General features: G+C 40.5%; 16 protein-coding genes. 15 read left to right on the top strand and 1 reads right to left on the bottom strand.

Annotation, left to right across the window (positions count from 1 at the left end; all coding sequences use genetic code 11):
• Positions 1-67 precede the first annotated feature (67 nt).
• From rpsF to HT721_RS04935, 12 genes are all read left to right on the top strand, one after another.
• Positions 68-358, top strand: coding sequence for a 30S ribosomal protein S6 (gene rpsF / locus HT721_RS04990; RefSeq protein WP_001151785.1), 291 nt, complete (start codon positions 68-70; stop codon positions 356-358).
• 11 nt (positions 359-369) lie between these two features.
• Positions 370-840: a single-stranded DNA-binding protein SsbA gene (gene ssbA / locus HT721_RS04985; protein ID WP_000609606.1), complete on the top strand. Its 471-nt coding sequence runs from the start codon at positions 370-372 to the stop codon at positions 838-840.
• A gap of 31 nt (positions 841-871) precedes the next feature.
• Entirely contained in the window at positions 872-1,111 is a 240-nt protein-coding gene (gene rpsR / locus HT721_RS04980) for a 30S ribosomal protein S18 (RefSeq protein ID WP_000068664.1), read from the top strand.
• A gap of 172 nt (positions 1,112-1,283) precedes the next feature.
• Positions 1,284-1,787 (top strand): GNAT family N-acetyltransferase, encoded by a 504-nt coding sequence (locus HT721_RS04975; RefSeq protein ID WP_173213517.1) that lies wholly within the window; start codon positions 1,284-1,286, stop codon positions 1,785-1,787.
• 79 nt (positions 1,788-1,866) lie between these two features.
• Positions 1,867-3,267, top strand: a complete 1,401-nt coding sequence (locus HT721_RS04970; protein WP_173213518.1) for a bifunctional Cof-type HAD-IIB family hydrolase/peptidylprolyl isomerase — start codon at positions 1,867-1,869, stop codon at positions 3,265-3,267.
• A 1-nt stretch (position 3,268) separates the two neighbouring features.
• Positions 3,269-3,628: a S1 RNA-binding domain-containing protein gene (locus HT721_RS04965; RefSeq protein ID WP_000689593.1), complete on the top strand. Its 360-nt coding sequence runs from the start codon at positions 3,269-3,271 to the stop codon at positions 3,626-3,628.
• 53 nt (positions 3,629-3,681) lie between these two features.
• A complete protein-coding gene (locus HT721_RS04960; protein ID WP_000390778.1) occupies positions 3,682-4,431 on the top strand; it encodes a tRNA1(Val) (adenine(37)-N6)-methyltransferase in 750 nt (249 codons plus the stop codon).
• Complete coding sequence (locus HT721_RS04955) at positions 4,421-4,717, top strand: GIY-YIG nuclease family protein (protein ID WP_173213519.1); 297 nt, start codon at positions 4,421-4,423, stop codon at positions 4,715-4,717. Before HT721_RS04960 ends, HT721_RS04955 begins: the two co-directional genes overlap by 11 nt.
• 206 nt (positions 4,718-4,923) lie before the next feature.
• Positions 4,924-5,859, top strand: a complete 936-nt coding sequence (locus HT721_RS04950; protein WP_173213521.1) for a manganese-dependent inorganic pyrophosphatase — start codon at positions 4,924-4,926, stop codon at positions 5,857-5,859.
• A gap of 86 nt (positions 5,860-5,945) precedes the next feature.
• Positions 5,946-6,458 (top strand): YiiX/YebB-like N1pC/P60 family cysteine hydrolase, encoded by a 513-nt coding sequence (locus tag HT721_RS04945; RefSeq protein WP_173213522.1) that lies wholly within the window; start codon positions 5,946-5,948, stop codon positions 6,456-6,458.
• Positions 6,442-7,092: a DUF1803 domain-containing protein gene (locus tag HT721_RS04940; protein WP_173213523.1), complete on the top strand. Its 651-nt coding sequence runs from the start codon at positions 6,442-6,444 to the stop codon at positions 7,090-7,092. The genes HT721_RS04945 and HT721_RS04940 overlap by 17 nt, the downstream gene beginning before the upstream one ends.
• Before the next feature lie 99 nt (positions 7,093-7,191).
• Positions 7,192-7,386 carry a CsbD family protein gene (locus tag HT721_RS04935; RefSeq protein ID WP_000051195.1) on the top strand — a complete coding sequence of 65 codons (195 nt, stop codon included), beginning with the start codon at positions 7,192-7,194 and terminating at the stop codon, positions 7,384-7,386.
• A 45-nt stretch (positions 7,387-7,431) separates the two neighbouring features.
• Here the strand turns inward: HT721_RS04935 and HT721_RS04930 are convergent, their stop codons facing one another.
• Positions 7,432-8,877 carry a UDP-N-acetylmuramoyl-L-alanyl-D-glutamate--L-lysine ligase gene (locus HT721_RS04930; protein WP_173229177.1) on the bottom strand — a complete coding sequence of 482 codons (1,446 nt, stop codon included), beginning with the start codon at positions 8,875-8,877 and terminating at the stop codon, positions 7,432-7,434.
• 105 nt (positions 8,878-8,982) lie between these two features.
• On the opposite strand from HT721_RS04930, the gene HT721_RS04925 reads away from it, so the two are divergent.
• The 3 genes from HT721_RS04925 (at position 8,983) to HT721_RS04915 (ending at position 13,525) form a co-directional block, all read left to right on the top strand.
• The gene (locus tag HT721_RS04925; protein ID WP_173229175.1) at positions 8,983-10,605 is read left to right on the top strand and encodes a polysaccharide biosynthesis protein; all 1,623 of its coding nucleotides are present in this window, start codon (positions 8,983-8,985) and stop codon (positions 10,603-10,605) included.
• A 204-nt stretch (positions 10,606-10,809) separates the two neighbouring features.
• A complete protein-coding gene (locus HT721_RS04920; protein ID WP_173229173.1) occupies positions 10,810-12,768 on the top strand; it encodes a peptide ABC transporter substrate-binding protein in 1,959 nt (652 codons plus the stop codon).
• Between the two features lie 301 nt (positions 12,769-13,069).
• Positions 13,070-13,525, top strand: a complete 456-nt coding sequence (locus HT721_RS04915; RefSeq protein WP_173229171.1) for a hypothetical protein — start codon at positions 13,070-13,072, stop codon at positions 13,523-13,525.
• Positions 13,526-13,653 lie beyond the last annotated feature (128 nt).

Here is a 13,653-nt window from a genome sequence, read left to right as displayed (position 1 = left end):
TGTGAGCGAACCTCACTTACCCCTTGCAAAGTCTTGGGGTCATTAGACCAAAAGGAGGAACATATCAATGGCTAAATACGAAATTCTTTATATCATTCGTCCAAACATTGAAGAAGAAGCTAAAAACGCTTTGGTAGCACGTTTTGACTCTATTTTGACTGACAACGGTGCAACTGTTGTTGAATCAAAAACTTGGGAAAAACGTCGTCTTGCATACGAAATCCAAGATTTCCGTGAAGGACTTTACCACATCGTTAACGTTGAAGCAAACGACGATGCAGCTCTTAAAGAGTTTGACCGTCTTTCAAAAATCAACGCTGACATTCTTCGTCACATGATCGTCAAAATTGACGCGTAAGAAGGTAAACTATGATTAACAATGTTGTACTTGTAGGGCGTATGACACGTGACGCTGAGTTGCGTTATACCCCATCCAATGTAGCAGTTGCGACTTTTACTCTTGCAGTAAACCGTACATTTAAGAGTCAAAATGGCGAACGTGAGGCTGATTTTATCAATGTCGTTATGTGGCGCCAACAGGCAGAAAATCTTGCTAACTGGGCTAAAAAAGGCTCACTTATCGGGGTGACAGGTCGTATCCAGACTCGTAGTTACGATAACCAGCAAGGACAACGTGTCTACGTGACAGAGGTCGTGGCTGAGAATTTCCAAATGTTGGAAAGCCGTAGTGTGCGTGAAGGTCATACAGGTGGAGCTTACTCTGCCCCAACTGCAAACTATTCAGCACCTACAAATTCAGTACCAGACTTTTCACGTGATGAAAATCCATTTGGAGCAACAAATCCATTGGATATTTCAGATGATGATTTACCATTCTAATGGACAACTAAAATTATAAAGGAGAAAAAACATGGCTCAACAACGTCGTGGCGGATTCAAACGCCGTAAAAAAGTTGATTACATCGCAGCAAACAAAATTGAATATGTTGATTACAAAGATACTGAGCTTCTTAGCCGTTTCGTTTCAGAACGTGGGAAAATCCTTCCTCGTCGTGTAACAGGAACTTCAGCTAAAAACCAACGTAAAGTAACAACAGCTATCAAACGCGCTCGCGTAATGGCTTTGATGCCTTTCGTAAACGAAGATTAAAGAAAAGACCCGGGTGGGTCTTTTTTTCACGAGCATTGAAATGAAAGGGCGAGTTGAGGTCCGGGTGGACCTCTTTTTCAGACCCGGTTGGGTCTTTTTTCACGAGATAGTTTTTTTCTGACCTTGGCGTGCTATAATGGTAATAGAAAGAGTAAAGGTGGGTAAGTCAAAGATGAATTGTACGATTAGAAATATGATTAAGTCTGATATTGAATACTTATCTCATGGATTTATGAATCAAGGTTGGCCTGGTAGAGAGGAAATTTTGGCTAGATATTTTCTGGAACAGGAAAGTGGGGATAGAGAAGTCTTAGTTGCAGAGTTTGATGGTGCTGTAGCGGGCTACGTTACCATTTTGCCCTCTGCTAAACATGGTCCTTTTGCAGAAGTCTATCCAGAATTATCAGATTTTAATGTGTTTGAGCCTTTTCGAAATCAAGGGATTGGGAATCAACTGCTAGAAGAAGCAGAAAAACGAGTCAAGTTTGTTTCGAGTAAGGTCACTCTTGGTGTAGGTTTGCACTTAGGCTATGGCCCTGCCCAGAGATTGTATATCAGACGGAGCTACATTCCAGATGGGACAGGTGTCTGGTATAGAAATAAACCGCTAGAAATGGGTGCAAGTTGTCAAAACGATGATGATTTAGTTTTATACTTATCCAAGGATTTACAATAAAACTGGAAATTTTTTGAAAATAGGGGATTTAGCTACTTTATGGTATAATGGAAAGAGTTAGATTGAAAGAGGTAGTGAGATGGATGCCAAATTAAGATACAAGGCAAAGAAGATCAAGATTGTCTTTTTTGATATTGATGATACATTGCGAAATTCAAAGACAGGTTTTATTCCAGCTTCAATCCCAGCTGTTTTTAAGCAATTACGTGAGAAAGGAATTTTGACAGGTATTGCTTCTGGACGGGGGATTTTTGGTGTCGTTCCAGAGATTCGTGAGCTCAAGCCTGACTTTTTTGTAACCTTAAATGGTGCCTATATTGAAGATAAAAAAGGTCAGGTCATTTATCAGCATCAGATTGAGAAATCAGATGTTGAGGAGTATATCTCTTGGGCTAAGCAAGAGGGAATTGAGTATGGTTTAGTTGGAAGTCATGCTGCCAAACTCTCCGCTCGAACTGAGATGATCAGTGAGGCTATTGATCCGATTTATCCCGACTTGGATGTGGATCCTGATTTCCATGAAAAAGTAGATATTTATCAGATGTGGACTTTTGAAGATAAAGGAGATGACTTGCACTTGCCTGATAGTCTCTCAGACAAACTTCGCATGGTTCGTTGGCACCAACATTCGTCTGATATTGTGCCGATTTCAGGCTCCAAAGCGACGGGGGTGGAAAAGGTTGTGGAACATCTTGGCTTGAAACCAGAGAACGTCATGGTTTTTGGAGATGGCCTCAACGACTTGGAACTCTTTGATTATGCTGGAATCAGCGTTGCAATGGGAATTTCTCATGATAAGATCAAAGAAAAAGCAGATTATATTACAAAAGCACTAGAAGAAGATGGCATTTTTGATGCCTTAGAAGGATTTGGTATGGTAGAAAAAGAATTGCATTTCCCACAAGTAGACATTGAAACAGTAGAAGGTCCTATCGCGACTATTAAGACCAATCACGGAGACTTGCGTATTAAACTTTTCCCTGAACATGCTCCTAAAACAGTGGCTAACTTTGTTGCACTTTCAAAAGATGGCTACTATGATGGAGTCATTTTCCACCGTATTATCAAGGACTTTATGATTCAAGGTGGAGACCCAACTGGAACTGGTATGGGTGGCGAGTCAATCTACGGCGAATCATTTGAGGATGAATTCTCAGAAGAACTTTACAATATCCGTGGTGCTCTTTCCATGGCCAATGCTGGTCCAAATACCAACGGCAGCCAGTTCTTTATCGTGCAAAATCAACATTTGCCTTATTCTAAGAAAGAAATTGCTCGTGGTGGTTGGCCAGAACCGATCGCAGAAATCTATGCCAATCAAGGTGGGACACCTCACCTAGACCGTCGACACACTGTTTTTGGTCAGCTAGCTGATGAAGCTTCTTATGCTGTCTTGGATACCATTGCTGCTGTTGAGACGGGGGCGATGGACAAGCCAGTTGAAGATGTTGTGATTGAAACAATTGAAATCGAGGACTAAGATGAAAATCGGTGATAAGCTAAAGGGGCGTATTACAGGGATTCAGCCCTACGGTGCCTTTGTTGAGCTAGAGACAGGTGATACAGGGCTGATTCACATTTCAGAGATTCGGACAGGCTTTATTGAAAATATTCATGAAGCCTTGAAAGTCGATGAAGAGGTTCAAGTTCAGGTAGTGGATTTAGATGAATTTACAGGGAAAGCCAGTCTTTCTATCCGCACTTTGGAGGAAGAAAAGCACCAGTTTCCGAGACGGAGACGCTTTTCAAGCGACCGCTTTAACTACGGCTTTGCGCCTCTTAAACGAATGATGCCAATTTGGACTAGAGAAGCCCTGCACTATTTAAAAAAGAAGAAGTAGTTTAGAATTTTATATTTTTTGTAATGTTAATATAAATCTGCTATAATAGAACCATGGAAGAAGAACAATTATTAAAATCAGGGGAGCGAATTAACCAGCTCTTCTCAACAGATATCAAAATCATTCAAAATAGAGAGGTTTTTAGCTATTCGGTGGATAGTGTTCTCTTGTCACGTTTTCCACGTTTTCCTAAAAAGGGCTTGATTGTGGATTTCTGCGCTGGAAATGGAGCAGTGGGGCTATTTGCTAGCACTCGTACTCAGGCACAGATTTTGGCTGTTGAGATTCAGGAGCGTTTGGCGGATATGGCTGAACGCTCTGTCCGTTTGAATGGTTTGGAAGAGCAGATGCAGGTCATCTGTGATGATTTGAAAAATATGCCTGCTTACATTCAGGGAAGTAAGGTGGATATGATTTTGTGTAATCCACCCTATTTCAAGGTGGATCCTCATTCAAACCTGAACGAGAGTGAACATTATCTCTTGGCGCGCCATGAAATCACGACCAATTTGCAGGAAATCTGTCGCAGTGCCCAGAGTATTCTCAAGTCTAATGGGCGTTTGGCCATGGTTCATCGTCCTGATCGACTTCTGGATATTTTGGATACGTTACAACGGCATAATCTAGCCCCTAAGCGCCTGCAGTTTGTTTATCCAAAAAGAGAAAAGGAAGCCAATATGCTTTTGATTGAGGCTATCAAGGATGGCTCGACAAGTGGCTTTAAGGTATTGCCACCTCTCATTGTCCACAATGATGATGGCTCTTATACGCCGGAACTCGAAGAAATTTATTATGGATCATAAGGCTTTCATGTATGTAGTAGAATGTAGAGATGGTTCTTACTATACAGGATATACAACAGATATCAAGAAACGAGTAGCTGTGCACAATAGTGGTAAGGGAGCCAAGTATACTAGGGCTCGCTTACCAGTCAAACTTATCTATGCTCAAGGTTTTGCCAGTAAGGAAGAAGCCATGTCAGCTGAAGCTCTTCTCAAGCGTAAGACGAGGCCACAAAAGGAAAGATTTTTATCTGAAAATCAAGATAGAAATTTGCTCATACTCAATGAAAATCAAAGAGCAAACTAGGAAGCTAGCCGTAGGTTGCTCAAANNTAAGACTGACGAAGTCAGTACCCATACCTACGGCAAGGCGAAGCTGACGTGGTTTGAAGAGATTTTCGAAGAGTATCAGTTATTTTGAAGAATCGTGAGGAGCCCTTTGACTCCTCTTACTTTTGTCAAAAAGTGAAAAAAATGCTACAATAAAGAGAATAAACAAAATGAGGTATTATCATGTCTAAGATTCTAGTATTTGGTCACCAAAATCCAGACTCAGATGCCATCGGGTCATCTGTAGCTTTTGCTTACCTTGCAAAAGAAGCTTACGGTTTGGATACGGAAGCTGTTGCCCTTGGAACTCCAAATGAAGAAACAGCCTTTGTCTTGAACTATTTTGGTGTGGAAGCACCGCGTGTTATCACTTCTGCTAAAGCAGAAGGTGCAGAGCAAGTTATCCTGACTGACCACAATGAATTCCAACAATCTGTATCAGATATTGCTGAAGTAGAAGTTTATGGTGTTGTAGACCACCACCGTGTGGCTAACTTTGAAACCGCAAGCCCACTTTACATGCGTTTGGAGCCAGTTGGATCTGCGTCTTCAATCGTTTACCGTATGTTCAAAGAACATGGTGTAGCTGTACCTAAAGAGATTGCTGGTTTGATGCTTTCAGGTTTGATTTCAGATACTCTTCTTTTGAAATCACCAACAACACACCCAACAGATAAAGTCATTGCTCCTGAATTGGCTGAATTGGCTGGTGTAAACTTGGAAGAATATGGTTTGGCAATGTTGAAAGCTGGTACCAACTTGGCTAGCAAATCTGCTGACGAATTGATTGACATTGATGCTAAGACTTTTGAATTGAAAGGAAATAATGTCCGTGTTGCTCAAGTAAACACAGTTGACATCGCTGAAGTTTTGGAACGCCAAGCAGAAATCGAAGCTGCAATGCAAGCTGCTAACGCAGCAAACGGCTACTCTGACTTTGTCTTGATGATTACAGATATCGTCAACTCAAACTCAGAAATCTTGGCTCTTGGTGCCAATATGGACAAGGTCGAAGCGGCTTTCAACTTCAAACTTGAAAACAATCATGCCTTCCTTGCTGGTGCCGTTTCACGTAAGAAACAAGTGGTACCTCAATTGACTGAAAGCTTTAATGCTTAAGATTTTGAGTGTTAATTCAAATTAGGAAAGGCTAGTTTGCCTTATATCGAAAGGAGTTTCGGCTCCTTTTTTTCTAGGAGTGAAGCATGTTAGAAACTGGTGATTTGATTTTTGTGAGAGATGAGTCGGACATGGGGCAAGCCATCCAGACTTCCACAGGCAACTATAACCATGTTGCCATTTATTTGGATGGGATGATTTATCATGCTAGTGGACAGGCGGGTGTTGTTTGTCAGGAATCAGCAGACTTCTTTGAGTCTAATCACTTGTACGACCTCTATGTCTACCCAGAAATGGATATCCAGTCGGTGAAGGAAAGAGCTTGTAAACATCTAGGGGCACCCTACAATGCTTCTTTCTATCCAGATGGAGAAGGTTTTTACTGTTCTCAGTATATGGTAGAAATCCTCCCCATTTTTGAAACTATTCCCATGAAATTTGGTGATGGGGAGCAGGACATTAGTGATTTTTGGAGAGAGTATTATAGAGAACTAGGTCTGCCTGTTCCTCTGAACCAAGCTGGGACCAATCCTAGTCAGTTGGCAACATCACCTCTGTTAGAATGTAAAGAAAGGAATCTTCATGATTCAGATTTTTAATCCATCTCGTTTGACGAGACAGCCATTTTTTGGAGAATTGATCCGCTATCTGGACCAGCATGAGGATGTGATTCTACGGGAAATTAAGACTCAATTTCCAGATGTAGCAGTTGACAAACTCATGGAAGAGTATATAAAAGTGGGCTTGGTTCGTCGGGAAAATAAGCGTTATTACCTCAATCTTCCTATGCTTGAATCACTCGATAGTCTCGAACTGGATCAAGAGATTTTTGTCAGCGAAGATAGCCCGGCCTATCAAGCTTTGTTGGAGCAGAGTTTTGAGACAGAATTGCGCAATCAAACCAATGCAGCTATTTTAGTTGAAAAAACAGATTTTGCGCGGACTAAAATGACCCTGTCTAATTATTTCTACAAGGTCAAGCATCAGTATCCTTTGACAGAAAAACAGCAGGAACTTTATGACATTTTGGGAGATGTTAATCCTGAGTATGCCCTCAAGTATATGACGACTTTTTTGTTGAAATTTCTCAAAAAAGACCAGCTTATGCAGAAACGCCGAGACATCTTTGTGGATAGTTTAGTTGTCCTAGGTTATATTGTCCAAAATGAAGATGGAAAGTATGAGTTGGCCGTTGATTTTGACAAGGAGAGATTAACTTTCTATTTAGTGTGATTGCTTTTTCTGAGCACATTGTTTGACTTTATCTATCGATAAGTTTATACTAATGTAACCGATAACACATATCGGAATAGAACTAAAGGAGACAATCATATGTCACTTGAAAACAAATTGGAACAAGCAACAGGTGCTGTCAAAGAAGGTTTTGGTAAAGTTACTGGAGACAGCAAGACAGAACTTGAAGGAGCTGTTGAAAAAACAGTTGCTAAGGCAAAAGACGTTGTAGAAGACGCTAAAGGTGCTGTAGAAGGTGCCGTTGAAGGTTTGAAAAACGTTTTTACTAAATAATAGTAAAAAATCAAGGGTTTCATTTTCCCTTGATTTTTTCTATTCTTATAAATAATTTTCTGCGACGGCTGCATCTCCTGAGTAGGATTCTTTTTTGCCTTGGACGATTTGGTAGCAATCGGCTCCCTTACCAGCAATAATGACAGCATCTAATTCGTGATTTGTGATAGCCATAGCTGCCTTGATGGCTTCTTGGCGATCCGCAATCTTTTCAACAGAATGACTAATGTAGCTACTGATTTCATCTGCAATGGCCATTGGGTCCTCATAGTTGGGGTCATCAGCAGTCAGAAAGACTTGAATTTCAGGGTGCTGATTGAGGAGGAGGCCAAAGTCTTTGCGACGACTTTCTCCCTTATTTCCTGTCGAACCCAGAACCAGAGCAATCTTTCCTGTTTGATGAGTCTCTACAACCTTGATTAGTTTTTTTAGACTATCCCCATTGTGGGCATAGTCGATGAAGACCTTGGCTCCATTTTTCTGAGTGAGGACTTCCATACGACCAGGAACGCGGGTTGCAGCAATTCCTTTTTTGATGTCCTCAAGACTAGCTCCGAGACGGAGACAAGCAAGTCCAGCAGCAACGGCATTTTCTTGGTTGAAGTGACCAATCAGTTGGATATCATAGTCTCCAGCAAGTTTACCTGTAGCTGAAAAGCTAAAGGCTTTGGAATTCTCGATTTGGTTATCAGACTGGCTACCATAGAAATCATGGTCTTGATCTGCCACTTGTTCTTTCAAGACAGAAAAGTGGTCCATGTCACTGTTAATGATGACTGCTCGGCTATTTTCCATCAAGAGACGCTTGTGGTAGAAGTAGTCTTCAAAGCTAGGGTGTTCAATCGGGCCGATATGGTCTGGGCTGATATTGAGGAAAACTCCCACATCAAAGGTTAGACCATAGACACGTTTGACCAGATAGGCCTGACTGGATACTTCCATGATGAGGTGGGTACGGTCATTTTGCACAGCTTGATGCATCATATCAAAGAGGTCAATACTCTCAGGGGTTGTCAATGCAGACTTAAAGAAAGTCTTGCCATCAAGAGTTGTATTCATGGTCGACAACATTGCAGGTCGATGCCCTTGAGATAAGATGTTATAGGCGAAATAGGCTGCTGTTGTCTTACCCTTGGTTCCAGTAAAGGCGAGGAGTTTGAGTTTTTCCTGTGGATTACCATAGAACTCCATGGCAATCAAACTCATGGCTTTCTTTATATCGTTCACAATGATGACAGGGATACCGACTTCGTAGTCCTTTTCAGCTATATACCAACCGAGTCCTTGAGAGATTGCTGAAAGCAGAAATTCCTTCTTAAAGGCAGCACCCTTGACGAAAAATAGGCTCTTTTCTTTTACTTTTCGGCTGTCGTAGCTGATGCTATCAAAAACAACTTTGCTGTAGTTGTAGTGGTAGTGTCCTTGGTCGATAATCTCACGGAAGAGACCATCTTTCTTTAATATATCTAATACGGTTTCAATTTTTATCATACTTTCTATTGTAAACCGAAAGTCGCAAATTTACAAGTAACAAGGAAAAGTTTATAATGGAAGATAAGGAGTTTTTCCTAGTTATCAAAATTGAATGAGGAATCTATGTCGCACGAAAACAATCACCAGCAGGCCCAGATGTTACGGGGGACTGCTTGGCTAACGGCTAGTAACTTTATCAGTCGCCTGCTTGGGGCTATTTACATTATACCTTGGTACATCTGGATGGGGTCTTATGCGGCTACGGCTAATGGTCTCTTTACCATGGGCTACAATATCTATGCCTGGTTCTTGCTGGTTTCAACAGCAGGGATTCCAGTTGCGGTGGCCAAGCAAGTTGCCAAGTACAATACCATGCGAGAAGAAGAGCATAGCTTTGCCCTGATTCGGAGCTTTTTAGGATTTATGACAGGACTTGGCCTGGTTTTTGCTTTAGTCTTGTATGTCTTTGCTCCTTGGCTAGCAGACTTGTCTGGCGTGGGCAAAGACTTGATACCGATCATGCAAAGCTTGGCTTGGGGAGTCTTGATTTTCCCATCTATGAGTGTTATCCGAGGATTTTTCCAAGGGATGAATAACCTCAAACCTTATGCCATGAGCCAAATCGCTGAGCAGGTCATTCGTGTTATCTGGATGCTCTTAGCAACCTTTATCATTATGAAGCTCGGTTCAGGAGATTATCTAGCAGCGGTTACCCAATCCACCTTTGCTGCCTTTGTCGGTATGGTAGCCAGTTTTGCAGTCTTGATTTATTTCCTTGCCCAAGAAGGTTCACTCAAAAAAGTTCTTGAAACAGGAGATAAGATTAACAGCAAGCATCTTTTGGTCGATACCATTAAGGAAGCCATTCCTTTTATCTTAACAGGGTCTGCCATCCAGCTCTTCCAGATTTTGGACCAGCTGACCTTTATCAATAGTATGAGTTGGTTTACCAACTACAGCAATGAGGACTTGGTTATCATGTTTTCTTATTTCTCAGCCAATCCTAATAAAATCACGATGATTTTGATTTCTGTTGGGGTTTCGATTGGGAGTGTTGGTTTGCCACTTTTGACTGAAAACTATGTCAAGGGGGACTTGAAGGCAGCTTCTCGTCTTGTTCAGGACAGCATTACCATGCTTTTTGTATTCCTGCTACCAGCAACGGTTGGAGTGGTTATGGTAGGAGAACCTCTTTATACGGTCTTCTACGGTAAGCCAGATAGTTTGGCCATGGGCTTGTTTGTCTTTGCAGTTTTGCAGTCTATTATTTTAGGCTTGTACATGGTCTTGTCTCCAATGCTTCAGGCCATGTTCCGCAATCGCAAGGCTGTTCTCTATTTTATCTATGGTTCTATTGCCAAACTAGTCTTGCAACTACCTACCATCGCCCTCTTCCACAGTTATGGTCCTTTGATTTCAACAACCATTGCTCTCATCATTCCTAACGTCTTGATGTATCGGGATATTTGTAAGGTAACGGGTGTCAAGCGCAAGGTGATTGTGAAGCGAACCATTTTAATCAGTTTGCTGACCCTAGTCATGTTTCTGTTAATAGGAACCATCCAGTGGCTGTTAGGATTTGTTTTCCAACCAAGTGGACGTTTGTGGAGCTTCCTTTATGTAGCTCTTGTTGGTGCCATGGGAGGAGGAGTTTATGGAGTCATGAGTCTTCGAACTCGTTTGTTGGATAAGGTGATTGGAAAAGCCCAAGCAGACCGCCTGCGAGCAAAATTTAAGCTTTCGTAAGATAGCATTTATAAATAAAAGGAATAAGTTGAACAATCTTTTAGGAGAACTTGAAACTTATTCCTTTTTTAGCGTCAAAATAGCTAAAATTATCTTTTGAAAGTAGAAGATGAGGTCTTTTTCGATTTTTTTGGAAAAAATCATTGACTAAACAAACTAAACGTTGTATAATAAAACAAATATTTAAATCAGGAGGTTCTGGAAATGAAAAAGTCTAAGAGCAAATATCTAACCTTGGCAGGTCTTGTCCTGGGTACAGGAGTTTTATTGAGTGCCTGTGGAAATTCTAGCACAGCATCAAAAACATACAATTATGTTTACTCAAGTGATCCATCTAGTTTGAACTATCTAGCAGAAAACCGTGCAACAACAAATGATATTGTGACCAACCTGGTAGATGGTCTTATGGAAAATGACCAATATGGGAACTATGTTCCATCCTTGGCTGAGGATTGGACTGTTTCTAAGGACGGTTTAACCTATACCTACAAACTTCGTAAGGATGCTAAGTGGTTTACTTCTGAGGGAGAAGAATATGCACCTGTAACTGCTCAGGATTTTGTAACCGGTTTGCAATATGCAGCTGATAAAAATTCAGAAGCCTTGTATCTAGTGCAGGACTCTGTTGCAGGTTTGGATGACTATATCACTGGGAAAACAAGCGACTTTTCAACTGTCGGAGTCAAGGCACTTGATGACCAAACGGTTCAATACACCTTGGCTCGACCAGAACCTTACTGGAACTCAAAAACAACCTCAACCATTCTTTTCCCAGTCAATGCAGATTTCTTGAAATCAAAAGGGGATGATTTTGGGAAGGTAGACCCTGCTAATATTTTGTACAGTGGACCTTTCTTGATGAAAGCTTTTGTTTCAAAATCTGTCATCGAATACAAGAAAAATCCTAACTACTGGGATGCTAAAAATGTCTTTGTAGATGATGTCAAATTGACCTACTATGATGGTAGTGACCAAGACGCTCTTGTTCGTAACTTTACAGACGGAGCCTATAGCTACGCTCGTCTCTATCCGAATAGTTCAAGTTATGAAGGAATTAAAGAAAAATACAAAGATGATATCGTCTATAGCATGCAAGATGCCACTTCTTACTTCTTAAACTTTAATCTGGATAGACAATCTTATAAATTCACTTCCAAGACAAGTGATGCTGAAAAGAAATCGACTCAAGAAGCGGTTCTTAATAAAAACTTCCGTCAATCCATTAATTTTGCCTATGATCGGACAGCTTACGGGGCTCAATCTCAAGGAGAAGATGGTGCAACTAAGATTTTGCGTAACTTGGTTGTTCCTCCAAACTTCGTAAGTATCAAGGGAAAAGACTTTGGTGAAGTAGTGGCTTCTAAGATGGTCAATTATGGTAAGGAATGGCAAGGAATCAACTTCGCGGATGCCCAAGATCCATACTACAATCCAGAGAAAGCCAAAGCCAAATTTGCAGAAGCTAAGAAAGAATTAGAAGCTAAGGGGGTAACATTCCCTATCCACTTAGATAAAAATATAGAGTTGACCAATAAGGCTGAAATTCAAGGAATCAATTCCATGAAGCAATCAATTGAGTCTGTCTTAGGTGCAGAAAATGTTGTGATTGATGTCCACCTACTTTCTACAGAGGACTATGATAGTTCAGGTTATCTAGCTCAAACAGCTGCGCAAAAAGACTACGATCTCTACAATGGTGGTTGGAGTGCGGACTATCTTGATCCATCTAGCTATCTTGATATCTTTAGTGTCAAGAATGGTGGGGTTCTACAAAGTCTTGGACTCGAGCCAGGTGAAGCCAATGACAAGGCCAAGGCTGTTGGGCTGGATGTCTATACCCAAATGTTGGAAGAAGCTAATAAGGAACAAGATATTGCAAAACGCTATGAAAAGTATGCTGAAATCCAAGCTTGGTTAGTAGATAGCTCTCTAGCAATTCCAAATGTTTCACTTGGTGGAACACCAACATTGAGAAAAATCGTTCCTTTCTCAACACCATATTCATTGGCTGGTAATAAAGGGGTTGAATCCTATAAATACCTCAAATTACAAGATAAGACAGTCACAACAGACGAATATGCAAAAGCCAGAGAAAAATGGTTGAAAGAAAAAGAAGAATCTAATAAAAAAGCCCAAGAAGAATTGGCGAAACATGTCAAATAAGGATTTTTCAAGAAAAACGATGGTTTCGAAAGAAACTGTCGTTTTTATATAGAATGATGGAAAATTTGGAAGAAAAGTGCTTACATTTTCTCGTAGTTAATTGAATTTATGCTATAATAAATATAAGAAACTACGTTCGAAAATTTACCCAATGTTGATTGAAGTATGCACATGCTAGGGTAATGTTATAGGAGGGATGTCGTCTACTGGAAAAGTAAGATAAAATGCAACAAATGATAAGTTCTTCTTTATGTGAAGAGTTCTTATTTGCCTATTTACTAATCGTTATGGAGGTAACATCATGGGCGCTATTATGGAGTTTGCAACAGAAAAACAGATTGCATCATTTCTTTCAACTTGTCGCATTGAAGGGCAAAAGAATTTTCTGATGGCTTTCAAGAAAAAGACATGGTTGAAATCCTTTATTGATTTTTTCATTATAGGTGGTTCCTACTATGTTCAGTCGAGTGTGAAGCCTAAAATTCTGGCATTCACACCTAAGGGGATTTTCTTGATGGACATCAGTGATATAACTGAAAATCGTTCTAATCAAGTCCTAGAGATGCCTTGGAATCAAGTTCAAGATTTTACTTATAAGCCAGTCTTGAATACAGTTAGGCTGAACTGGAACTATCAAAATGAAGCCTATATTTTTTCTGTGGATGTTGGTCAGATTAGTCAGCGTGTGGGCCAATATCAATTTAACAAAGACCATTATGACTATTTAGCCCAACAGGATTTCTTTAAGTCAAAGTAAACTCTAGCAATCATTTTCACAAAAGAATCTGGAAGCTTTTCTGGATTCTTTTTAGCTTTACTAGTTAATACTCAATAAAAATCAAAGAGCAAACTAGGAAGCTAGCCGCAAGCTGCTCAAAACACTGT

The sequence above is a fragment of the Streptococcus sp. 4094 genome (assembly GCF_013277125.1).
GTDB lineage: Bacteria > Bacillota > Bacilli > Lactobacillales > Streptococcaceae > Streptococcus.
The sequence above is the reverse complement of the archived record's forward strand: the minus strand, read 5'-3'. Positions and strand labels throughout refer to the sequence as shown.